This is a genomic window from Reticulibacter mediterranei, assembly GCF_016587455.1.
This window is the reverse complement of sequence record NZ_BNJK01000002.1, coordinates 985279-1008796: the sequence shown is the minus strand read 5'-3', so window position 1 is coordinate 1008796 and position 23518 is coordinate 985279. Positions and strand designations below refer to the sequence as shown.

Here is a 23518-nt window from a genome sequence, read left to right as displayed (position 1 = left end):
ATATCCTCTGCTTTCTTGATGAGGACAAGCACGGCGATACGTACGCTCTCGCCCAGCTTGGCCGCTGGTGTGCTTCCACGCCTGCGTGCGTGGGGTCTCGTCCCATCAACGGGACACGGTACTAGTATGCTCCCGACGCGGTGGGAACCCCAGGAGAAGAACCGGAGAAGCATCGGAAAACCAACGGAGAACTTGCTCCACACAGAACACGCTTATATCGATGCAGCAACCGAGCATTGTGCGCTCAGTATGCTCTGGTGCAAATTCCGCTTCTTCGTGCGTTTTAGAAAAGGGAAGTCATGTTCCCTTTTCCATTGGCAGTGTTGTTCTTCACTGTTCTCACCCGCAGGGCCATCGTGGTGCGCACCACGATCTGATCGATAAGCATCATGAGAAGTATGCAGCTAAATACAGGTGGATGGGTGTGCAATCACTGTGCATGTGCTGTGCAAAGGAACAAGGAGGCGAAAATTGGTAGATAAAATAGACTTCGGAGCACTCGTCAAGACGTATCGCAAGCAATGTGGATGGAATCAGAAGGAACTTGGGGAAAAGATAGGCGGCGTTCACCGCAACACGATTTACTCGTGGGAACAAGGAACTATTCCACCAAGAGATGTTGTCCTCCAATTGGCTGATGTCTTTGAGCTTTCTGCCGAGCAGCGCAAAGCGTTTTTGCAAGTGGCGGGCATTGAGCAGATCCCTACTAACTATTGGCATGTTCCCTTTTCCCGCAATCCTTATTTCCTCGGTCGTGAGGAAATTCTTCAAACACTGCGCAAGAGGCTGGTGTCAGGAGCAAAGACCACCGCCTTAACCCAATCCATCAGTGGAAGGAGGCATCGGCAAGACCCAGGTTGCCATCGAATACGCCCATCGCTATGCCCAGGACTATAATGTCCTCTGGATCACCGCTGACTCACTGGAAACAGCAACCACCGCCTGGCTCCAGGTAGCAACGCAGGCATTAGGGCTACCACAACAGCAAGAAGCCGACAAGCAGATTCGTGCCATCAAAGACTGGTTGGACCAGCATTCTAAATGGCTACTCATTTTCGATAATGTCGAGAACCCACACGAGATCCTTTCCACCTTTGTGCCAAGCAAACATGCTGGCAGTGTTCTTCTCACCACCCGAAGGCGCGAGGTGGGACCACTGGCCCAGAGCGAAGCGCTGCCTTTATTTGCTGAGGAGGATGCTATCCTCTTCCTCTTGCGACGGGCTGGACGGATCGCAAGTGACGCGCCTGTAATAGATGCCATCCCTGGCGACTTTTTCCTTGCGAGAGACCTCTCTCACCTCCTGGATCGACTTCCCCTCGCGCTCGATCAAGCTGGAGCCTACATCGCGGAGACGGGATGCAGCCTACAGCACTACCTCGATCTCTATGAACACTTTCGACCGCTCCTGCTGGATCGACGCAACGCAGAGAGACAATCCAATCATCGCCGTGAGAGCGATCACCCTGAGTCGGTGCTCGTGACCTTCTGGATTGCCTGGGAGCAGCTTCAGCTCCGCAATCAGCTTGCTGGGAAAGCGCTTGAGTTCTGCGCATTTCTCGCTCCAGAGACGATCCCAGACTCGCTGGTGCAGGACGGCGTTCTTCTTTCTAAGCAGAAAGGAGCCGAAAACGATCTGAAGATGGATGAAGCCCTCGGTCTGCTTCATCGCTACTCGTTGATCGAACGCAGAGACCAGATGGTGTCGCTGCATCGACTTGTTCAAGCGGTGATGCAAGAGGTGCTTTCCGAAGAAGAGCGAGGGCAGTGGATGCAGCGGGCGGTGCTAGTGGTCGATGCCGTCTTCCCCAGCGGAGAGCATGACACCTGGACACGCTGTGAGCTTTTACTTCCCCATGCTCTCATCTGTGTCAGATGGATGCATGTTCTGACACAGTTACCACTTGAGGGGACGCGATTGCTCAATAAGACAGGTAGCTATTTATACGAACGCGGGCAGTATCAGGAAACCGAACCGCTCTATCAGCGGGTACTCACTATTCGAGAGGAGCACTTTGGCGTCTCTCATCCTCTCACAGCGGCCAGCCTGAACAATCTGGCAGTCCTCTATCGAGACCAGGGGCGCTACCAGGAGGCGGAACCGCTCTATCGCAGAACATTTGCCATCTATGAGGAGCACTTTGGCGTCTCTCATCCTCTCACAGCGGCCAGCCTGAACAATCTGGCAATCCTCTATCGAGACCAGGGGCGCTACCAGGAGGCAGAACCTCTCTTACAACGGGCGCTTGCTATCACCGAGAAACAGTTAGGAGTCACCCATCCTGACACGGCAAACAACCTGAACAATCTGGCGCTCCTCTATCAGAGTCAGGGGCGCTATCGGGAGGCAGAACCTCTCTTACAACGGGTACTCGCTATCTATGAAGAGTTGTTGGATGTGATGCACCCTAAGATAGCAATCAGCCTAAACAACCTAGCAGCTCTTTATCAGAGTCAGGGGCGCTACCAGGAGGCGGAACCTCTCTTACAACGGGCGCTTGCTATCTATGAAGAGCAGTTGGGCATCTCTCATCCTCTCACAGCCACAAGTTTGAACAATCTGGCAGAACTCTATCGAGACCAGGGACGTGATACAGAGGCGGAGCCTCTCTTACAACGGGTACTCGCTCTCCGAGAGGAACAGTTGGGAGCTACCCATCCCGACACAGCTATGAGCCTGAACAATCTGGCGCTCCTCTATCAGAGTCAAGGTCGCTCCACTGAGGCAGAACCGCTCTATCGCAGAGCACTCGCTCTCCGAGAGGAACAATTGGGAGCCACTCATCCCGACACAGCGACCAGCTTGCACAATCTAGCAGGACTCTATGTACACCAAGGCCGCTACGCAGAGGCGGAACCACTCATGCTACGAGCGCTTGCCATTTATGAGAAACAGGTGGGAGCCACCCACCCTGACACAGCACGTAGCCTGAACAATCTAGCAGGACTCTATGTACACCAGGGCCGCTACACCGAGTCAGAACCACTCATGCTACGAGCGCTTGCTATTAGCGAAGAGCAGTTGGGAGCCACCCATCCTGACGCAGCACGTGGCCTAAACAACTTGGCAGAACTCTATGTGAGCCAGGGCCGCTACGCAGAGGCGGAACCACTCATGCTACGAGCGCTTGCCATTTATGAGAAACAGGTGGGAGCTACTCATCCCAATACGGCGAGCAGCCTGAACAATCTGGCAGCACTCTACAAGAATCAGGGCCGTTATCAGGAGGCGGAACCTCTCTACCAGCGAGCACTTGCTATTCGGGAAGAGCAGGTGGGAGCCACCCATCCTGACACAGCACGTAGCCTCAATAATTTGGCCCTCCTCTATGCGAGTCAAGGTCGCTACACCGAGGCAGAACCGCTCTTGCGGCAGGCTGTCATCATTTCCCATGTGTCTTTAGGCAGAGATCATCCTCACGCCCAGCAGGTTCTCCAGAATTACTTGACGCTCTTGGCTGATCTGTATACCAATGGAGATGCCGAAGCGCTCATCCGCCTGCTTGCTCAAACGAAGCCGGACGGCGCCCTGGAGGAAGAACCTTCGTCATAACGCTTTGGACGAGGAAATAGACACTCAGCATTGGGCGTGGTATCTGCTGCTGCAAGCACGCCACCCTCTGATGCCATCGCCAGAGGGAGAAAGATCGAGCAGATGCAGGCGTTATTTGAGGAAACGGGTTTTGCGCTGGCAAGAACTTCTCAGTAGAAAGCGTGACCATAGACAGACAATGTGCTTCACCCAAAGGATCGCCTTCAATGCCTCGATCCGCTACAGAGGGAGCAGTTCCTTGAGGGAAGGCAAGATCTCGTGGATCTCCTGCATGGGCTACGATGTCGCTTGCTCTGCTGTAGGGCAGGAGCCACATGGAGCATCAGAGTGGGATCAGATCGACCTTTGACTCCTCATGTGGCTCCTGTCCTTCGTTCCCATCGATGGGGATCTGCTAGCCCAGCCTCATCACGTCAAGGTTGAGCCTCCAGCCTTTCCCACTACGAGCGAGAAAATAAAACGGAGTATTGTGTTGCAAATGTCTTGAAATCGGGGGCAAGAAGGAAGAGACGTAAGTAAGTGCGGGAAGAGAAGAGCCACTGCCGCGAAGGAAACTCTATGCTCTCGTTGCGTCCCTATGCTCCACAGTTGCTCGTTCCCATTTGGGAAATACGACCTCTCTTCGTCTATGACTATAGTATGCAGTATATGCGAATCCTTTCTAAATGTAGTATACTAGACAGTATCGAGAGGAAGGGCGTTTCGCTGGAAACCGAGTGCTTTAGGGAAGCAGCTTTAGAAGAGGGATGGAATATTCTGTGCTGGAATGAAGGAGAATGCCTGAGCAATGACAGATGAGGCGACAGGATTGTCACAAGGGGAGCAAGGAGGGAAACGGCTCGCTGTAGTTGTTGATGTCAATGGGCAGCCTGCTTCTGGTCGAGTACCTTTGCACTATGCAGTGGAGGATGCAAAAGTGATGGCTCAGGGCTTGCAAAGGGAAGTATGTGGCCTTGAATGATTTGCCACTCACTGTTTGGAGGGCAGGCCACTGCTATTGCGATCACAAAGATACAATCTTGGATTTAATTGTAGACTTAGTGGGCAAGATATGGCGTTCTTCTATAGTAGTGGACATCCCCTGGGCAGTCAGGATTTCAAGTTTGAGCGGGTTCGCTGCGATAAAGATGTGCAATGCCTGTCGGCATCTGTGTAGTGGGGTGAACTATGATCTCCCTGGCATGGGGAAAACTGAGCCAGCGAAACAATACGCCTAACGGAACCTGTTCAAACCCTTCTTGCCAGAATCCTTATGTGTTTATCTATTTCGATGATTTCATAGAGAAAGAGGATGTTGCTATAACTGTGTATTATCCAGAGGATATTTACTTGGTGAAACAGATTATGATGCAGGTAGATCGTATTATAGTTGAGAAATAGTTCCGAATAGGTACAAAAGAGGTGGAAGGAACGGTACGTGAGAAGCTCAATATCGGGCTGGGGTCAGCGAGACTTCTTCTTGAGGCGTCTCGAAACCGTTCGTTTTTCAAGATAAAAATGATTTTTATAATCTGAGCCAGTTTTTTCCGGCTTTCAGATCGCGGGAGAACAAGATAGTGCTTTCATTTAATAAGGATATAGAGACTATAATTGCGCTTTGGCCCTCCCCTGGGGAAATAGATACCAGAGACGAAAATGATAATGCCTACCTCGGTGGGTTGACGGTATACTATCGCTCGCTTGATGAACTAGAGATGGATCTCTATCGTACAACAGTTTTTAATGGATGGAATAGAGAGGAAGATTCCGATGGGGATTCTCCGCCGACTATTGCGGAAATCCTTATCTGGATAGGTAGCTCCGGTTTATTGTCTGGTGCAGCTGTCGCACTTTATAAGGTTCTTAGCTCATGGACCAAGAAGGTGAATGGACGCCGGATCAAAGTTAAATTCCATGGTTTTGAAATTGAGACAACCCAATTAACTGAAGAACAATTTGTGAAACTGTTCCAAAATCTTTTGGAACTGGATGAAAAAATGCGGGAGCTTGTATTTACAAAGAATATGATCGAAAGAACTGCTTTGAGAAAGGAGCTTTTAGAAAAGGAGCTTTCAGGTTACTCTGTGGAGAACGAGGAAAGTCTTAGTGTACACAAGCAGAAAAGTCATCTCTGGGGACTACAAAATGAAGTAGGAGAAGAAATCAAGCAGAAGCTATTTGCATTAGGCGAAGGCTTAACGGTTAACCTGGAGGATACGTTTTCAGATAAGGATGAATTGCCAGCGCAAATGAGTCTTTTAAGCGAACAGGCAACTAATATTCGCCAAGATCAAAAAGATGCCGCCTCATATCAACAAGAAATGGTTACCAAACACGAATCTGAACAGCATCTGATCAATGTATCTGGAAAGACAAAACATTTTGTTTATATATATCTCTCTTCTGCTTTCACACCAGAAGATGAGGCACTTCTCAATGATCTAGAGAAACAACTCAGTATGCTGAAGCGACAAACAGATGTTTATCTCTGGGATAGACACCACATTGTACCAGGTACGGAGCGGGAGCAAGGGGCCTCCACTTATATAAATCAAGCGCATCTCATATTACTATTATTAAGCCCAGACTTTTTTGCGTCTAACGAATGCTACAAAGAAATGGAACTAGCAATCAAGAGAAGCGACATAGGAAAAGCTCGTGTTATTCCTATTCTCATGCGGTATTCTGCTGGCTGGCAAGACACTCCCATTGGTAAGCTTGAGCCACTGCCCTCTGATCGAGAACCCATCAGTGACCGAGCCGATCGAGAGAAAGCAATGCATGATATTGCCGAACACATTCACCATGCTGTCAAAACAATACGTCAGAGCGCCTCTGAGTGGTGATGTCAGTTATGGTTGTTCTAATATTGGTTGATGAATAAGAGGGAAAGACGGAAAACGTTCTCCAACTGGTCTGTCAATGTCTTTTGACGAAAAACACTGATAGGCCCACCTCGGCAAGTTGGCCGTATTATAAAAATTCACTTCACCATCGTCCTATCATATAGAAGCTATTATCGTGCGTTTTGAAATCCTACAGCGCTTGCGAAGATTTAAGAAAGAAGTTGAGGAGTAGCTATGAGTAGAGGCTCACCAAATAATTCGTCTTTCTTTAATCGTATGATTTTAACCTTATTTCGTTTCCTTATTGCTGTGGGTGTTCCTCTAGGAGCAGGCTGGACCTTTGCACAAACTGTGACGAGTCATATTTGGTTAGCTATAATTATAACGCTTGTGTATGAGTTCAGTCTACTATTATCTGGCTTTTTCGGTGAAGTATGGCAGAAACTCAAAAATCCATTAGTGGATTGGGTGGTTAAAAATATTCAATGGCAAGCACAAGTAATCTTCTCTCATTATAAAAGGCACTATCGCCAGTACATCATTTATGAGCATCAAGTCTTTGATGTCAAAGGGCTAAGTACACGAGCCGCACATGATCTTGAACTTGAGCATGTGTTCGTTGAGTTAGTTATTGAACCAACACCAGCGCATCAAGCTTCAGAGGATTTGCTTAAGGTCGCCGGACAACTCCATTCTAAGCACGATCAAGATATTTGGCATTACCTTACATCTTCCTCACTTATGAAACAACACTTTGTGATTGTTGGGCCACCAGGTAGTGGAAAAACAACTTTGCTCAAACATATAGCGTTACAACTAGCCCAAGAGAAAGGAAAGCAGAACCAACGAATACACAAACTTCCGATTTTTCTTTATTTACGTGAACATGCCGAAATGATTAAAGACAAGCCTGATTATTCATTAGTCGAAGCAATGCAAAATCATATTCGTAGGAAATGGCAACAAGTAATACCTGAGCAATGGATTCTTTCTCATCTCAAAAGAGGGAAATGCTTGATTCTACTTGATGGATTAGATGAAGTTGCAGATACAAAGGTACGGAAGCAAGTGGTAGAGTGGGTCCAGCAGCAAATACTTGCTTATGGCAACAATCGGTTTATTCTTACTTCGCGCCCTTACGGCTATCGCGGTAACCCTATTGATGGTGTTACTATTTTAGAAACTCGTCCCTTCACTCTTAAGCAAATTGAGCGATTTATCCAAAGGTGGTATTTAGCTAACGAACTTAAGAGCTGGGGAAAAGAAGATCCTGGAGTGCATATGAGAGCGCGCAGCGGAGCGGAAGATCTTCTGCAGCGGCTTCGTCAAACGCCTCCCCTCCTTGCTCTTGCTATCAATCCACTACTTCTTACTATGATTACCACTGTACATCGTTACCGAGGCTCCCTACCAGGCAAGCGTGTAGCACTTTATGGTGAAATCTGCGAAGTCTTTTTAGGAAAACGTAGAGAAGCTATTGGTGTCGCTCAGGAACTGAGTCCTGCTCAAAAACAGCAAGTCCTTCAGCCACTTGCCTATTATATGATGAGACAGGGAAAACAAGCCATCCCTGTTTCCGAAGCATGTAACATTATTGCTTCCCCTCTTCAACAAGTAAGCACGACGAGATGGGAACCAAAAGTGTTCTTGCAAATGGTCCAGGAGACGAGTGGCATATTTATAGAGCGTGATCCCGATCTCTATAGTTTTGCACATAAAACATTTCAAGAATACCTCGCTGCAGTGCATATCAAAGAACACCAATTAGAGAAAACACTTCTAGACGAGATTGAAAGCGGTTGGTGGCATGAAACGATTCGATTGTATTGTGCTCTGGCTGATGCTTCAACAGTGCTTGTAACATGCTTGGCGAAAAGTCAGACTTCTTTAGCTTCTCTTATCCTCGCTATTGGATGTCATGAAGAAGCACTTAAAGTAGATCCTGATATCAGATTACAATTTGAAAATCTCTTGAAGCAAGGATTTGATGATATAGATCCAGAGCGCCGTAAAATAGTGACAGAAGCGATGTTAAGTCAGCGTTTGCAAAAAATGATTAAAATTGATGATGCGCTTTTTATGGATAATTCTTTAATAAGTTGTGCTGAATATCAGCTATTTATCGATGCGCAAAAAATACAAGGGACTTCCTTCCAACCTGATCACTGGACTATTGATCATTTTCTTCAAGGCGATGGGAAAAAACCTATTTTAGGTGTACGACCAACTGATGCCCTAGCATTTTGTGAATGGTTAACTAAACGAACTTTAGATGGTCGAACTTATCGATTACCAACAATTAAAGAAAATGATAAAATTAATATAAATAATGGATATTGGATAAAAGGAAACGATTCATTTCTTTTGTCGGAAAATAGTTATCATATGTTGGAAACCATTAGAAAAAATGATATTTATGTTTATGTTAAGGATGCTCTGGAAACGGTGCTAAATGATGAAAGCAATATTAACAAAAAAGACGATAAATATTTACAAAATAAGGTGCATATTACTATTATTGAACGCAGAATGCAGGAGAGTAATTATGGGATTACTTTTACAGGGAACCTAACCGCCAACTTTATCTCTGCTCTTAAGTATGCCTCCTATCATACTCCTCCTTCCCGTCTCAAGCAGACTTTTAATTTCGACCGCACCTTCGATTTTGCAAGCAGCCTTGCTCACGTGATGAAAAATGATCAAATTCTTGCTACTATCTCTGACGCAGACCTTGCGAGTACTTTAGGTTTAGATCGCGATATAGGACTTAAGCAGGCTCGTGAGCGCTCTCAGGCGCGTCATCGCCTTGAAGTTATAAACAGTACTTTGGCACGTGCGATTGATCGTACACTTGGTCGTAAGTGGAAAGATGTTCTTTACATCAATTGGGATGGTCTCTTTAACCTTGATCACAATTTTATTCGTACATTTCATCATACATCATTAGATATCTTTGATCAGGAACTTTTCCTAACCCTTGAGAGTATTCGCAATTATGCTTTTGATGCAAAGCGTTTCTCATCAAAGAAATACTCCCCAGAGAACGAAGAGTTAGCATTTCTCCGCTGGTACGTTCGACTCCTTGCTCAGATGTTAGCTACATATCTCCTTTATTGGTCAGAAAGAAAGAAGAGTTCAAAGCAATATTTTATATCCTTGATGAAGTGGATTGGCAAGCCAAGTGCGCCCTTAACGCCTGCTTTAACGGAATTTTCCCCGCTTCTACATGAGAGTGGATGGAGCCAAAATGTGCCAACCAACCTCTCATCCACAGAACGAAGCATTGGGTCCAATTTCTTGAAGAACTCCCTTTTTAAAAGTGAGTGGAGAGACAGTGAGGAAGTTCAACGAGCAATCGATAGTTATCTCGACATCTATATAGCTTTTGCGTTAATAGAAGGAAGAGTTCAACATCTTTTGAAGCCATGCGAAGGAATTCTGGTCGTGGGAGAAAACTGAAAGAAAACATTCTGAAGCCAGGGTTCAATATAATCCCTATAAATGACAGTATGTCAAGTATTAACTCTCCGTTAGAAGAGGGAAAACGAGCGTGCAAGAATCGCGGTTTGATCCTCTGACTTCCCTTCTGGCCTTGCCCAAGAAAACGTAAATTGCACGGGTGTACAGGGATCGAAGGATCATGCACCAGGAGGAAATAAAGACCGGAGGCATCCTATCTGGGTCACGGCGAGTTGATGTACCCACTCTCAATGAGATCGCTTGTCTCACCGGCAAGCTTTTCTCCCACCTCGCGTCACAACAAGGGTATAGGCAGAGTTATCCACTTTTCGCAATCACGTTGATAGGTCATATGAGATGAGAAGGATGATGGTGAACTTCCAGTATGGCCTCCTGCTCTTAGCTCTCCTCAATGCAGGTCTACTGGCCCACCATCAGATCACGCGGTTGATCCTCCAGCCGTTGCCACTGCGAACGAGAAAATAGTAGGGTGTATTGTGTTGTAAATGTCTTGAAATCGGAGGCAAGAAGGAAGAGGCGTGGCAAGAGCGGGAGAGGAGGGCCACGAACCGTGCGAGGAAACACTCTCATCTCACTTTCTCCTCTTGTCCCCATGTCAGTGAGAATATGTGAGAGATAGCGGCACCTTCGTCTGTCACGAAGAAATCAAGGAAGACGTAGCGAGGGAGCGCTAGACCCACGCCCCCCTTGCTCCCGCTAGGGGCTCCCCCTGCTCCTTCATCGTCTCAACCACGTCATGAGCGATTTGAGGACGAGTTAGTTGTACTTCGTTGATGACACCATGCCGTATTATGTGGAATGGGAAAATGTCATTGTAGAAGTATCTTGAAATGGTGAAGCAAGAAAGTAAAGAGAGAGAAAAAGCTGAGATCGAGTGCAGAAACGAAGGGATTGTACACAAGATCACAAAAAAGAAAGATATTCGTGTTCACCAACTCTGAAAGACTGGTTGGTTCCTTCAATCATTCAAGCCCTCATCAGCGTTTAGCTGACGGGAATCCGTGGCAAATGAATATCTTGCATCGTCGCCCACACAATCGTGAGACAGGATGTTTCTGTCGTAAATGTGTCAATCTGATCTGTTCGCTGCCGTACATTGCTGAAAAAGCTTTCAATGGCGTTCGTTGTGCGGATATAACGGTGCATTACCAGCGGAAAGTCGTAATATGTCAGAAGATGCGCTTCGTCTTCACAGAGGCTGCGTATGGCTTCAGGATACCGTTTCTGATATTTCGCTTTGAACGCGGCCAAATTGAGCACGGCGTCTTCTTTCTTTTCTTGTTTGAAAATGCCTGAGAGTTCTGTACTCACCTCTTTGCGCTCACGATGAGGGATCGCATTCATGACATTCCTCTGTTTATGCACGACGCAGCGTTGTCGAGGCGTTGCCGCAAAGAGTGCTGTGACGGCAGAAAGGATGCCTTCGTGTCCATCGGTGACTATCAGATCGATCTGCGTGGCTCCCCGCTGGCGTACATCTTGGAGCAGGCAACTCCAACCATCCTTACTTTCCTTGGCACAGGCACGCAGAGCCAGCACTTCTTTGTTTCCATCCAGATCCACGCCAAGGGCAGTCAACAGAACGGTTGAATCGGTTTGATCTCCGTGACGTGCTGTGAAGTAGACTCCATCGAGATACAAGATGCGCCAGTGTGCTTGAAGTGGTCGCTCACGCCAGGCTTCAAATTGTTGCGTCAACGTGTGATTGAGGCGGCTCACGGCGCTGGCGCTGGGTGTCACTCCTGTGAGCGTTTCTGCAACCTCGCCCACCTTTTGCGTGCTCACTCCAGCCACAAACATCTGGGTCAAACCCTCTGCGATATGAGGTTCATAGCGACTGTAGCGATCAAAGACCTGCGTGTGAAAGTCTCCGTCACGGTCTCTGGGGACCTGAAGGTCTTCAATCGGACCCGAGGAAGTCGCCAGATCTCGCGTGTAGGTGCCATTGCGATACCCTTTCCGCTCAGATGTACTCTCTCCCCAGGCGGCCCCCAGGAATTGCTCCAGCTCCTCGCGCATCACCTCTTCGATGACCACACGCACGGCATTGCGTATGAGAGCACGTAAATGCTCATGGAAGGTGTGTTGATCTGGCAGTGATGGCGTCTCTGATTTCGATCTTGAGAGGTCTGCGTCCGATGTGGTACGCTTGTTCTTGTCAACAGGCATAGCTTTCTCCTTTTCAAGAAATGAAGGATTTGTTTTAAAGGGATATCTATGCCTGTATTATTGTCTTCAATTATGCGATTTGGGAAGGTTTTCCATTACACAGAACTCGGCACGGCGTCTGAGACTGCTCGACTCCACGACAATCGTGCAAGCTCACCTCCGTTCTGGATTTCCTTGAGCCAGCAGGCAAATCCCCAGCAGGTAGAGCGAAAGAGCTTATGGCGAGAGGATCTCCTGGGCAAGGTGAGCAGGACGATGGAAAGGAATATCGTGGATGGTATCAGGCATCCACACGATATGGATATCTGGCCGAAGCGCGTGAATCTGCTCGATCCCCTGACGACGTATCTGCACCAATGTGGCCTGTGTGTCGTTGGTAGGCTGCTGCTCTGCGACAATCAGCTTCAGGGGACAACGCACCTGGCGGTAGAGATCGAAAAGGGGTTGATCCCACATGGCTCCAATAATTTGCAGATGATGCTCAAAGTCCAGACGTGGTGCGACGGTATCGTCTTCACGCAGGTGGACGATCTGCAAGATACTCTCCTCAAGTTCAGCCGTCCATTGCTCTGCCAGAGGACCACGACGATAAAAAGAGAGGAAGGTCTCTCGTGGCATCCCAGCAAAACGTGGTGGGGCCAGCGCTTGGATCGCTTGATCCCGTGACCAGTTGGGACGGAGAGAGAGTTGATTGGTGGCTCCATCCACTAGCACCAGAGCCGTCACGTTCTCAGTATGGACGGCGGCATAGTGCAAGGCGACTGCCGCTCCCCAGGAATGTCCAACCAGAATGGGTCGCTCAAGGTCAAGCGTTTTCATGGCAATGTGATCATCGAAGATGATGCTGGCAAAGTCATAGCCCGTTTCCGGTTTGTCACTTTCGCCATGCCCTCGCTGATCAAGAGCAATCACATGATACCCCTGCTCTGCTAACAACGGGGCGACAAGATTCCAGATCGAGGCCGCCGAAGCCAAGCCGTGCAACAAGAGAATCGGAGGGAGATGTGGATCGGGAGAAGGGGCAGACCAACGACGATAGTGCAGTTGAAGTCCATTGCCAGATGTAGAGCCATCGACAGGGTGAAGAGACATCGCGTTCCAACCTCCTCGCATGCTAGACTCACCATGAAAACATTCACATTTCTCATGAGTATAGCGAACTGTCGTGCGTTTTAGCAAGATGCACCATCTCGTTTCAGTTTACAAGACCTTGACCCAAGAGATCCTGAGAAAAAACACATTGAGCCCTGTCGTCCCCAACATGTATTTGTTTGGATACATCATTATACTGAGGAGGAGAGATGCACCACTACTTTCAGGCCAACAAGAACTCCACTGTGGTCCATCCTTTCGTTATTGCTTCCCCCTCATTGCCACGTATTGCATGTGTGACATACAAAAACCCACGAAGGATTCCACATAAATCTGCTCCACACACCAATTTTGAACGGTTCTCTGATACAGCGAAGCAAAATAAATTCTGTTGTTGCATTTGGATCAATAAATACAATGAATGTAGAGAAGCGCTCCGCCGCCTGGCGTTCCATTCACTCCTATTATGACGGGGCAGAGTCCTTCTTCTGAGAGCCATCTTCCGTTCCACTCCAGGGAGGAATCGAGTGATCTCAAAGAGATGATATGCCTCCGTACATATCTAGATATGATCCGTCAAAAAAAGAAATGCAACTCATTGACAGCGAGTAAGTATCTCTATGAATAAACATAGTCATATGCACATAGACAGAAATCACGTACAAGGAGAGAGGCTTCATTCCTCTCTCGATATGATGCCTCCTACAGAACTGCTCCCACCGCGCCCCTTACGAAAAACGCGCCTGGAACGCTTGCCGCTCAGCGAGATTACCACTGCCATGCTCTGTGTGGTCAACCACGTTTCTGCGCTTCCTCTCGATCCCGAAACAATACCTGTACCCGAAGTGGTGGAAGGCACTCAAGAACAACTGGCACTCCGCAAAGGCTTCCACGCGCTCTGGTGGCACATGAGAACCGATCCGCTTTACAGAAACTCGCTCTTTAACATGGCAAGCACCTTTCTGTTGGGTGGACTTGGCTTCGTCTTCTGGATCATTATCGCTCGTCTCTATCAACCGGAATATGTTGGGATTGCCACGACCTTGATCTCTATCATGACACTCCTCGGAAATGTAACGATACTGGGACTCAACTCCAGTTTAAACCGCTACCTTCCCAAAGCTCCTTATCAACATGAACGTATTCATTCCTCCTTTGCGCTTGTGACTGCTGCCTCTATCCTCGCTTCCACCTGTTTTTTGCTCGGTGTACATATCTTCTCTCCTCAGCTCGTCTTCTTACGCTCTCACCCTCTCTATATCTTCTCATTCCTCCTCTTTATCATTTTTTGTTCCTGGAATACCCTTGTAGAAAGTGTCGCGATGGCGTTTCGAGCGGCGGAGATCATTCTGCTCAAAAACGCGCTCATCAGTCTCCTCAAGCTGGTGCTTCCCTTTACCTTTCTGGCTCTTGGCAGCTATGGCATCTTTGCCTCGACTGCCTCAGCACTCTCTCTTGGGGTCTTGGTCGCGCTTCTCTTTTTATTGCTCAAATTCCGCATCAAACCAGCTTTTATGATAAATATCGCCTTTCTGAAAGAAACGCTGGCGTATTCTTTTGCCAATTACATCAATGGCTTTATGTTGAACATGCCTTCATTGGTTCTTCCCATCATCCTTTTAAATGGGTTATCGTCAAGCTATGCCGCCTACTTCTATATTGCTTCTATGCTGCAAAATATCCTGCTCATCATTCCACTCGCCACCGCCCAGTCGTTATTGACGGAAGGCGCTTATAATGAGGTGGATCTGCCCAAGCATACGAAAAAAGCCCTGATTACGATCTTCGTTCTCCTGGTTCCAGCAACAGCAGTCATCGTGTTCTTTGGCAACTTCTTATTGCAGTTTTTTGGCAAAAGCTACGCGAGCGAGGCTCTCCCATTTTTGCAACTCTATAGCCTCTCTACTCTCTTCACCGCACTTCTGCTCGTTGCCAATGCAGTGATGAATATTACCCATCGCATCAAACTGCTGGTGTTGACCAATACCGTTGCGGCACTGTTAACCCTTGCACTTGCCTCTCTCTTCATTTCTGGCAAACTCATCGGGGTGGGATGGGGGTGGATGATTGGTCAGGCTCTTGCAGGAGTCTTTGCGCTCGGCTTCGTCCTTCGTCCCTCATCCACGCATAGAGGACGGAGGCGCGCCTAAACGATGCTCTATCTCAGTGTGTGTCGGAACTAGGGTGTAAAGGAACGGAAAGGAGCCAAACGAGTCAGAAAGAGTCGGAGAGAAGCGATCTGGATGAAAGCTTCACTGCTGGAAGGCAATCCCTCATAATCGCGAGCTAATCGTCGGTAACGGATCAGCCAGCCAAAGGTGCGCTCCACTTTCCATCGTTGGCGTTGCACCTGAAAGCCGCCTTGAGGACCAGGCAAGCGGGCCAGTTCACCATTGATGAGAACCCATTGCTCCGGTTTGGGGACAATCTCGGTGTTCCAGCCCAGATGCGTCTTGATCCAGGCGAGGAGTGGGCCTGTATACCCACTGTCGGCGAACAGATGCCGCAGACGTGGGAAACGACCAGCGAGATCTTGAAGGAGCAAAGGAGCTCCACGACGATCAACCAAGCCAGCTGAATGCACTTTGACAGCTAGGAGCAGCCCAAGCGTATCAACCAAAAGGTGTCGTTTGCGACCGTAGATTTTTTTTCCCGCCGTCGAAGCCGCGTTCGTTGCCTCGCACGGGACTGGTTTTGATCGATTGACTATCGATGATGGCCGCACTTGGTTCCTCCTCGCGTCCCAGGTGGGTGCGTAGCCGCTTGCGTAAAGAGGTCATCGCCTTTTCCCAGGTGCCGTCTAGTTTCCAGAGGCGGAAATAATGATACACCGTTTTTCCGTTGGGCAAATCATGTGGCATTTGCCTCCACGAGCATCCAGTTCGCAACACATACAAGATGCCGTTCACAATTTCGCGTCGCGAGATCGGCAAACGCGGGGAATAGCTTCCTGGTTCTGGGATGTAGGGAGCAAGCAGTTCCCATTGGGCATCGGTGATATCTGAAGGGTATCGTTGTCTGGTAAACTGATTGGTCATTTCCGCCGATCCTTTCTGTTCGCTTGACAGCCTCCTTTCTTTTTCTTTATCGGTAGCTTCTTAGTTCCGACACACTCTCAAACATACTCCAGAAAAGAGACTTCATGTGAGAAAAAAGACATCTTCCCCTAAAAAAGGCTGTCGGACGTTCCTCTGGATGAGCAGCATCTGTCTTCTAGGCAGTCTCCTTGCTCATCTCCTCTTTCCCGAAGGAGAGAACCTCCTGTCGCTTTCTCTGCTTCCCTTCCTCTCGGCTCCAGGCTCTCGCACCTCGTTTTTCTACGGAGAAAATATCGATATGAGTCAGGTACTCCCGACTTCGCAGCACTATGTTGTCAACAGTCAGGGTCAAGATCTCATTGATATTGCAGCAACCCTCGGCATTACCCTCGTGCGCCTCACCAACGGGGCACGCAGTATCGACAATGACGAGGACTCGTTGTATACCAAAGCACAATGGGGCCAGGTACTGGGCAAGATGCAGCGCAAAGGCATCAAAGCGATTATTCTCATCGAAACAGCCAGCCACAATCCTGAGCATTACACCTTTGCAATGCAACCTGTATACTTACAGCTCGTTCGTGCGTATATCAAAAGCGGTGTTTTCGCTCATCCGAACGTCTATGCCGTCGATATCAAGAACGAGCCACTGCTTACAGATGCCAATATTGCGTTGCTTGAGCAGGCCCATCACCTCATTCAGAACGCATATCCTCACTTGAAACAAACGGTTGGATGGTGGGCGGGTCCAACGCCAACAACTGATCCATATGATCCAACGACCTTCAACTGGTCAGATGGGGCCGCTGGTCGTAAACTTGACCCTATCGTTGATTTTTACTCTCTTCACCTATATGGACTCACTAGCAGTCCCTTTGGAGTCACGCTTGGTGCAACAGTCAAAACAAAACTGTTTTTCTCGCAGGTGGAGCATGGCTTACAGACGAAAAAACCGCTCCTGCTGGAAGAATTTGGCGAGGCCAACGGGGAGGCTGTAAGTGATCAGAACACGATTGGAAGTCCTCAACTTCAGGCTGCCATCTATCAAGGGGTGTACCAGGCGCTCCAGGACATGCACAACTCCCAAATCATCGGAGCACTTGCCTTTGATTTCTTCAGCCGTACACAGTACCACGATGCCTGGGCTATCATCAAAAATCGTGGCGATTATCGCTTCCCTGCTGCTTCTGTTTTGCAAGCCTACGCTCTAGGAACAAAGGAACCCACACTTCAACAGGTTTCGATGATTCAAAACACACTCCTGGAGAACGATGATAAGAGCAAGACAAAACAAGTTCAGAGATATAGTCGGCTCGGCCTGAAACTTCGATTGGAGAGTGGCACCAACTACACTCTTGCAGAGAGTACACCTGGTATTGTGCAGCCCATCGATCCACTCCACTATGATCCATCCTCAGACACATACATCGCCCTCTACTGGTCTGCCCATCAGGGGCGGGTGACGCTGCGCATCCTCCCAACAAACAATTGCATATCCTGCCTCATCGAGAAAATCCCAGCCTATACAGTCACCATTCTCGTGACGACTCCACCATGATGAGTGTGGCAACCTCCAAGCAACTCGATCCAGCAGGAACAGAGGTGGCCCACACGACCATCCTGGAACATACGGAAGTCTCTGCCTACTACAAACGCTATTGGACGCAAGTCAAACTAGCCAAACGGTTCGCAGGAAAGAAGCGCTCTGGCACAGAGCCAACAATCAAAACAGACCGCGATCAAGCTCATGTCTGGCAACGTTACATGAAACTGAACCGAGAAGAACTGGTTGACCAACTTCTCTTGCTGGAACGGCAGTACGCCCAGTTGAACGAGCGTTGGCTCAACCTCAACGACCATGTGCTAGAATGGCAATTGCGGGCGGAGCAGGCAGAGAGACGGTTCGAGCAGCGACAGCAAATACCCGTTGATGTGTGGCCTCACCCTGGACAAACATGAGTGAGGAGAGACATTCTATGACAGAGATGCCGCAAAGTGATCCTTTCAGATGAGACGCTGAGTGAGATGCAAGTGAGCTCTTTAGAAAGATGTTCACGAAACGCAAGGAAGCGTGAACACCGGCTAGCGGTAGATGTTATTGCGCCCGTTACTATAGATCAGGTTTTTATTCTCATCTAAAAAAGGCTTCGACGAGTTATAAATCAATACATCGCGATCAATAGAGACCACCATACGGCTGGAAATTTCTTGATAGACATAGGCATTTTTGTGAATCACCTGGGGAAAAATTTCGTTGAAAGCTTCGATCCCTCCATAGGTGAGCAACTTATTGGTTCCTGAGAGATCCGCCTCGACAGGATCATGGTTGGGATTGTGATGCACGAGCCAGGTGATTGCCAGCACATCGGACGTATGAACGTAATAGGCGTCGTAATATAAGCCAGCATTATCCAGAGGCAACTGAGGATAATAGTTGCCCGTGAGATGGGAAACAACTCCTGTCAAATTCAGAAAAAACAGCACCGCGACGATGCCTGTACACAAGATTCGCTGATGGTCCTTGAGGAAAAAAAACAGGCTTTGCACACTCAACACAATGGGCAGCGAAAAGAGAAAAAGAAACTGGAGAAACATGCGTAGGAGTCCATACTCTACAGAAAGTGCAGGCAGCAGTATCTCAAGGATGAGCAAAAAAACGGCTCCTACACATAGCAACATATACTGCACATCAAAGAGCCGTTTGTGTTTCGAGAAGAGGATCACGCACAGCCCAAGCACCACAAACAGTTGCATACCCGTTGCTGAGAGTGATCGTAACGATGACTGAAGCGCAAAGACTGGCACGTGGAATGACTCAAGGAGTTCTCCGAGCGGGGTTGGGGCGAGTATCTCCTGCTGCATGGGAACGACCGGATACGTGCCGGTGAGCGCGGGACTATAGAATTGAGATGTCGTGCCGCCCTGTCCTGCTCGTGCCGACTGGACAATGCCCTGGATGTAATCCTGTAATTGCGCTTTGGGATCAGATTTGGTCGCAAAGAATATGCTGTAGGAGAGATCGCTTGACCTGGTATTTCTCGACGTGAGCAGCAAACTGCTCACCACTTCTGCCGCGACGGAACCCGCGTGGTCTGATGACTGAGTATACAGGCTATTCCAAGCATAGGTACCTCCCACGAGCAAGATGAGCAGGGGCAGATTGAGAAACGCTTTGTTGGCAAACGTCGTTTGGACAGGCAGACGCGATTTCCTCACAAGACGCACAAGCACCCGTTTGACAGCAGACAGGGAGAGGAGACGATTGCCGACATAGACAAACGTGACGAGAATAACATCGACAAAATTGGTCGAATAGTGAGAAACGACCACGCCTAGAATACAGATCCCAAAGAGGATTCTCCTCATTGGCAAAGAGAGTTCTTCAACTAGCACTGTCTCCCGCACATAAAATTGCCGTTTCCAGTTGCGCTTAACCATCATATAGAGGGCCAGGCCAAAGAAGAGAAAGCCAATCTCCTGACGATTGAGCATCGGCATATCGTTAAAAAAGGTGGGAAACGACAGAAAAAAGAAGGCGGAGAGAAAGGCGATCACGGGCTTCGTGTAGGTATTGATAATAAAAAACACGGCTACTGGCGCGAAGGCAAAGATGATTTGGAAGATGACCTTAAAGACATACATATCCTGGAGCGGGAGCAGATTGGTGAGAATCGTCGGTAGAATGGTAATGCTCAGGCAGGCGTTATAGGCATCCCGATACCAGGCCATGTTCCAAAAATGGTGGGTATTGGTGAGCTGGAATACGTACATTTCTCTTTCGATATCGTGCCCAGAGATATACCAACTGCGCAGAGAGGTCGTAAAAAGCAAGGCCATCCCGATGAAAAAGAGTGTGAAGGGATAGAGTGAGAGTGGTATTTTGTGACGCAGGAGAACCAGCAGCAGGCTATAACAGGCAATCGTTCCCAGCAGGATGAGGGTCAGCATATTACTCTCTCCGTTGTTGAGGAGAATAGCTCCTTCCGCTGCAAGCAGGGGCAAGAAGACTGGAACCAGAAACAAGACCTGCACGGTAGACGAGGGAATGGCAAGCTGGATGTGGATCGCATCAGGCGGGGTTCTCACCCAGGCAACCGCAAGCAACAAGGTTGTCAAGAGCGCAAAACCACTGAGCAAAGTATCAAAGGCGAGTGGATCGTTCACGCCAAAGGCTGGTCCGAGGACATTGATGAGCAATCCCCCAAACTCCAAAAAGGCAATGCTCAACCCGACCACGAAGAGAAGATGTTCCCAAAACGAGAGCGCAGAGATACGCAAGATAAGCGAGAGCAGTATCCCTGGCAAAAGGAGATACGTAAAGCATGCCAGACAGATGGGAATATACCATACGTGCAGATGGGCTGCATTGAACAGCAAGCTGAGTGTCGCACATCCTCCGAACAAAGCAAACAGCGCGTTTTTACTGATACTCATGGACAAGCTCCTCATACACATGGTCAATGGCAGCAAGCATACTCTGCCAGGAATACGTGCGGGCTTTTCGGACCGCAAGCGTGCTCAGATGTTTCCTCCTCTCCTGATCGCGTACCAGCAGATCCAACACCTGAGCATACGCACTAGCAGTCGGGTTCTCGATGAGCAGACCACACTCCCCCAAAAACTGGCGAATCTCTGGCCGATCAGAAGCGACAACGGGCAGGCCAGCCGCAAGCGCTTCAAGCATCGCGAGGGAAACGCCCTCTTTCAACGAGGGAAGCACGAAGATATCTGCGGATCGGTAGAAGGCAAGCAGCTCTGACCCGGTTTGTTTTCCATGCAGCACGACTTGCTGGAGATGATACTGTCCAAGGAGTGCCTCAAGAGCTGCTCGCTCCTCGCCATCTCCCACGATATCCACACACGCACGCTCTCTCATCAGTGCAACCGCCTCGATGAAGAGCGAGAGATTTTTTTGGGGGAGAGACGCCCGACAAACAGGAGCCGTGGCACTGCATTTTCCTCCGCTTTGGCCCCGACAAAATACTCGCCTGCCACCCCATTGGGGATCACCGCTATCGCTTCTGGCGACAAATGATATTTCTTGGCAATGAGCTGTTGCTGGGGCTCGGACAGGCAAATGACTTTTGCAGCAGCGTGTAAGACCCGTTTGAGAAAGAGACGCTTATATGGTCCAAGCAGAAAACCGAACGGACCGGACGGATCGACATCCAGGTGCATATGAGCCACATAGGGAATGCCCCGAAGCTTGGAGACCAGATAGACCACTTCTGGGGCAAATGCCTGAGAGATATGCAAGTGGATCAGCGTACGACGTGGCAGCGCCAGGAGATGGAACACCAGCGTGAAGATGATAGGCGTATGTGCCCATTCCCATGCCTTGAGATAATGAACCTGCACTTTTGAGTGCAGAGCCGTCTGGCGGGAGTACCCGCGATCTGAGGTATAGACAGAGACGCGGTATCCTCGCTCCACACATCCATCTGCGAGATGGGCGGCACAATTTTCCATGCCGCCAAGATGAGGAGGATAATAGGCAATGACGTGGACAATCTCTGGCTTGTCAGATGTTACTTGATGCATGAGGTCACTACTTTCTTTGTTCGTTCGACACAGCTCTCCCAGGTAAAACGCGCTGCCACTTTTGCTGCCCCAGCCTCTCCCATACGCCGGGCATCCTCTGGATGCTCAAGCATATAGGAGATAGCCTGAGCCAAAGCGCGAGCATCTTTTGCCGGGACAACCAGGCCATCGACCCTATCGTCAATGACTTCAGGAATGCCGCCAATAGTGGTGCCGATCACAGGGGTCTGGCAGGCCATAGCTTCAATGAGCACCATGCCAAAGCTTTCCATATGGGCAAGGGATGGCAACACAAGCACGCTTGCTTGCTGCATTTCCTCAACAAGCGCCTCCCCCTGCTTTACCCCCACAAATTCTACATGCGCGTTCCCAACCTCAGCTTTTTCCCCGATCACACGTAAGGTGACATCGTTGAGCAGGTGGATGGCCTCGATGAGATAGGAGAGACCCTTCATGTAATACATATTTTTATGGCGTGCAATAAAGAGGACACGGCGTTCGGCTCTTGTTTTGCTAAGATCAGGCCGGTAGAGAGCGCTAGTGACACCCGGCGGGATAATCGTCGTTTTCGCAGCATACTGCCGAAACACACTTTTTTGCACAAAACGAGATACACACACAATATGAGTGGCTTTGCGAGCGGTAGAGGGGAGCACCAATGTTTCATACATGCCAATGAACACATCCATCAGAAAGCGCTGTTTCTTCATCGTGCCAGCATGATAGGTGAGGACAAAGGGAATATCCCCCGCAGCCCACGCTGCTACATCTCCTAAACCCATGACAGGCTGATGTGCATTGATTGCATCTGGCCGTTCCTTGTGCATAATCTTTTTGAGGGCAAAGTACCACCACAGATGAACAGGCGTGTGAGAGATCTGGAACATGACCGGGAGGCGATAGACTTTGAGACCCTGATACATCTCCACGATCTGGGTTGTCGCATGGACATCCGTAGTCACCACCACCACCGTATCCTGATAGGTCTGCTGGAGTCCAGAGGCCAGATGGAACGTATAGTGTTCAACTCCTCCAACTGAGGGAGGGAAATGCGAGGTCACCAGGAGTATTTTCATAGATGCACCTTTCGTTGCAAGGTTGTCAGCGCTTCGGTATTCGTCTGGTGGACCACATGTGACATGGTCGCAATGTAGGCCAGCACCCGTTCGAGCTTCTGCCACCCGTTCGTTTTCTCCAGTTCCCAGGAATGGCCCCACAGGTGAAAGAGACCTCCCTGCTGACAGGTGCGCTCAAAGAGCGCGATAGCAAGCTGTTCCCAGTCCCAATAGGTTTTCATCTGAGCCAGCGACCAGTGGGAGAACCGAAAGATCGTCGGGAGATCAGAATAATGCGCATAAGTATGAAAGCTCGTTGCCATCTCGAACGGATCATGAGGTACATCAAAGGCATAGCGGCGCGTGGTTCTGGCAAGCATGTATCCGTGCTGCTGGACCAGCCGTTTCACCTGGCTGTTATAGTGCCCATAGGGATAGCAAAAGGCAGTAATGTCCCGTTGCAGCACATCTTCTAAATAGCGTTTCGACCGCTCAATTTCATCGCTGGCCTGCGCAAGGGGTATCCGTGTCAGGTGAGGATGCGTCATGGTATGGCCGCCAATCTCAAAGTCGTCGGCAATCGCACGCAGCTCCTCTGGATGCAATAATTCCTGCCGCTTCCACTCCTGATCGTGTGGACAGACATAAAAGGTGCCTGTGAGACCATAGTGTTTGAGCAAGGCGGCCAGCCGGGTATCAAACCGGTGTCCATCATCCCAACTGGTTGTGACCACGACGCGTGGGGGGTCTGTGTCGTTTCAGGCT

The 23518-nt window shown here is 49.1% G+C and carries 18 protein-coding genes; 9 read left to right on the top strand and 9 right to left on the bottom strand.

All coding sequences use genetic code 11. The annotated features are described in order from the left end of the window. The first annotated feature begins 471 nt into the window (after window positions 1-471). The 6 genes from K3T83_RS42785 (at window position 472) to K3T83_RS42765 (ending at window position 9837) form a co-directional block, all read left to right on the top strand. On the top strand, window positions 472-897 hold the full coding sequence (locus K3T83_RS42785; protein ID WP_220209264.1) for a helix-turn-helix transcriptional regulator: 426 nt from the start codon (window positions 472-474) through the stop codon (window positions 895-897). Then, window positions 830-3553 (top strand): tetratricopeptide repeat protein, encoded by a 2724-nt coding sequence (locus K3T83_RS42780; RefSeq protein ID WP_220209263.1) that lies wholly within the window; start codon window positions 830-832, stop codon window positions 3551-3553. The genes K3T83_RS42785 and K3T83_RS42780 overlap by 68 nt, the downstream gene beginning before the upstream one ends. 30 nt (window positions 3554-3583) lie before the next feature. After that, window positions 3584-3709, top strand: a complete 126-nt coding sequence (locus tag K3T83_RS57450) for a hypothetical protein (protein ID WP_268963564.1) — start codon at window positions 3584-3586, stop codon at window positions 3707-3709. Window positions 3710-4340: 631 nt separating this feature from the next. Continuing rightward, complete coding sequence (locus K3T83_RS42775; RefSeq protein WP_220209262.1) at window positions 4341-4514, top strand: hypothetical protein; 174 nt, start codon at window positions 4341-4343, stop codon at window positions 4512-4514. Between the two features lie 595 nt (window positions 4515-5109). Continuing rightward, entirely contained in the window at window positions 5110-6378 is a 1269-nt protein-coding gene (locus tag K3T83_RS42770) for a toll/interleukin-1 receptor domain-containing protein (RefSeq protein ID WP_220209261.1), read from the top strand. Between the two features lie 234 nt (window positions 6379-6612). Then, window positions 6613-9837, top strand: a complete 3225-nt coding sequence (locus K3T83_RS42765; protein ID WP_220209260.1) for an NACHT domain-containing protein — start codon at window positions 6613-6615, stop codon at window positions 9835-9837. A gap of 420 nt (window positions 9838-10257) precedes the next feature. On the opposite strand, the gene K3T83_RS42760 is transcribed toward K3T83_RS42765, so the two are convergent. The 3 genes from K3T83_RS42760 to K3T83_RS42750 all read right to left on the bottom strand — a co-directional run bounded on the left by K3T83_RS42760 (window position 10258) and on the right by K3T83_RS42750 (window position 13119). Beyond that, window positions 10258-10428 carry a hypothetical protein gene (locus tag K3T83_RS42760; RefSeq protein WP_220209259.1) on the bottom strand — a complete coding sequence of 57 codons (171 nt, stop codon included), beginning with the start codon at window positions 10426-10428 and terminating at the stop codon, window positions 10258-10260. A gap of 414 nt (window positions 10429-10842) precedes the next feature. Beyond that, window positions 10843-12027, bottom strand: coding sequence for an IS256 family transposase (locus tag K3T83_RS42755; RefSeq protein WP_220209258.1), 1185 nt, complete (start codon window positions 12025-12027; stop codon window positions 10843-10845). A gap of 216 nt (window positions 12028-12243) precedes the next feature. Then, a complete protein-coding gene (locus tag K3T83_RS42750; RefSeq protein ID WP_220209257.1) occupies window positions 12244-13119 on the bottom strand; it encodes an alpha/beta fold hydrolase in 876 nt (291 codons plus the stop codon). A 638-nt stretch (window positions 13120-13757) separates the two neighbouring features. Between K3T83_RS42750 and K3T83_RS42745 the strand changes: the two genes are divergently transcribed. Further along, window positions 13758-15269: a lipopolysaccharide biosynthesis protein gene (locus tag K3T83_RS42745; RefSeq protein ID WP_220209256.1), complete on the top strand. Its 1512-nt coding sequence runs from the start codon at window positions 13758-13760 to the stop codon at window positions 15267-15269. A 29-nt stretch (window positions 15270-15298) separates the two neighbouring features. On the opposite strand, the gene K3T83_RS58195 is transcribed toward K3T83_RS42745, so the two are convergent. Further along, window positions 15299-16157 (bottom strand): IS5 family transposase gene (locus tag K3T83_RS58195; RefSeq protein WP_373324672.1). Its coding sequence is split into 2 segments (ribosomal slippage): window positions 15299-15775 and window positions 15777-16157, totalling 858 coding nucleotides; the frame shifts between segments, so codons are not numbered across the junction. A 106-nt stretch (window positions 16158-16263) separates the two neighbouring features. Here K3T83_RS58195 and K3T83_RS42735 point away from each other — a divergent pair. Together K3T83_RS42735 and K3T83_RS42730 are read left to right on the top strand one after the other, a co-directional pair. Beyond that, window positions 16264-17715: a cellulase family glycosylhydrolase gene (locus K3T83_RS42735; protein ID WP_220209255.1), complete on the top strand. Its 1452-nt coding sequence runs from the start codon at window positions 16264-16266 to the stop codon at window positions 17713-17715. Continuing rightward, on the top strand, window positions 17712-18116 hold the full coding sequence (locus tag K3T83_RS42730) for a hypothetical protein (RefSeq protein WP_220209254.1): 405 nt from the start codon (window positions 17712-17714) through the stop codon (window positions 18114-18116). Before K3T83_RS42735 ends, K3T83_RS42730 begins: the two co-directional genes overlap by 4 nt. A gap of 123 nt (window positions 18117-18239) precedes the next feature. Here the strand turns inward: K3T83_RS42730 and K3T83_RS42725 are convergent, their stop codons facing one another. Genes K3T83_RS42725 through K3T83_RS42705 form a run of 5 tightly spaced genes read right to left on the bottom strand, consistent with a single transcriptional unit; the run spans window position 18240 to window position 23487 of the window. Next, window positions 18240-20591 carry a DUF2206 domain-containing protein gene (locus tag K3T83_RS42725; protein ID WP_220209253.1) on the bottom strand — a complete coding sequence of 784 codons (2352 nt, stop codon included), beginning with the start codon at window positions 20589-20591 and terminating at the stop codon, window positions 18240-18242. Beyond that, window positions 20578-21033 (bottom strand): glycosyltransferase family 4 protein, encoded by a 456-nt coding sequence (locus K3T83_RS42720; RefSeq protein WP_220211157.1) that lies wholly within the window; start codon window positions 21031-21033, stop codon window positions 20578-20580. The genes K3T83_RS42725 and K3T83_RS42720 overlap by 14 nt, the downstream gene beginning before the upstream one ends. Next, window positions 21033-21698: a glycosyltransferase family 4 protein gene (locus K3T83_RS42715; protein WP_220209252.1), complete on the bottom strand. Its 666-nt coding sequence runs from the start codon at window positions 21696-21698 to the stop codon at window positions 21033-21035. Before K3T83_RS42715 ends, K3T83_RS42720 begins: the two co-directional genes overlap by 1 nt. Further along, window positions 21686-22774, bottom strand: a complete 1089-nt coding sequence (locus K3T83_RS42710) for a glycosyltransferase family 4 protein (protein WP_220209251.1) — start codon at window positions 22772-22774, stop codon at window positions 21686-21688. Before K3T83_RS42710 ends, K3T83_RS42715 begins: the two co-directional genes overlap by 13 nt. Further along, the gene (locus K3T83_RS42705) at window positions 22771-23487 is read right to left on the bottom strand and encodes a polysaccharide deacetylase family protein (protein ID WP_236065194.1); all 717 of its coding nucleotides are present in this window, start codon (window positions 23485-23487) and stop codon (window positions 22771-22773) included. Before K3T83_RS42705 ends, K3T83_RS42710 begins: the two co-directional genes overlap by 4 nt. Window positions 23488-23518: the final 31 nt, after the last annotated feature.

Excerpts from the sequence above, each read along its gene's own strand:
- K3T83_RS42775 (WP_220209262.1), top strand. The coding sequence starts at position 4,341 with ATGACAGATGAGGCGACAGGATTGTCACAAGGGGAGCAAGGAGGGAAA.
- K3T83_RS42765 (WP_220209260.1), top strand. The coding sequence starts at position 6,613 with ATGAGTAGAGGCTCACCAAATAATTCGTCTTTCTTTAATCGTATGATT.
- K3T83_RS42760 (WP_220209259.1), bottom strand. The coding sequence starts at position 10,428 with ATGAGAGTGTTTCCTCGCACGGTTCGTGGCCCTCCTCTCCCGCTCTTG.
- K3T83_RS42755 (WP_220209258.1), bottom strand. The coding sequence starts at position 12,027 with ATGCCTGTTGACAAGAACAAGCGTACCACATCGGACGCAGACCTCTCA.
- K3T83_RS42750 (WP_220209257.1), bottom strand. The coding sequence starts at position 13,119 with ATGTCTCTTCACCCTGTCGATGGCTCTACATCTGGCAATGGACTTCAA.
- K3T83_RS42745 (WP_220209256.1), top strand. The coding sequence starts at position 13,758 with ATGCACATAGACAGAAATCACGTACAAGGAGAGAGGCTTCATTCCTCT.
- K3T83_RS42730 (WP_220209254.1), top strand. The coding sequence starts at position 17,712 with ATGATGAGTGTGGCAACCTCCAAGCAACTCGATCCAGCAGGAACAGAG.
- K3T83_RS42725 (WP_220209253.1), bottom strand. The coding sequence starts at position 20,591 with ATGAGTATCAGTAAAAACGCGCTGTTTGCTTTGTTCGGAGGATGTGCG.
- K3T83_RS42720 (WP_220211157.1), bottom strand. The coding sequence starts at position 21,033 with ATGAGAGAGCGTGCGTGTGTGGATATCGTGGGAGATGGCGAGGAGCGA.
- K3T83_RS42715 (WP_220209252.1), bottom strand. The coding sequence starts at position 21,698 with ATGCATCAAGTAACATCTGACAAGCCAGAGATTGTCCACGTCATTGCC.
- K3T83_RS42710 (WP_220209251.1), bottom strand. The coding sequence starts at position 22,774 with ATGAAAATACTCCTGGTGACCTCGCATTTCCCTCCCTCAGTTGGAGGA.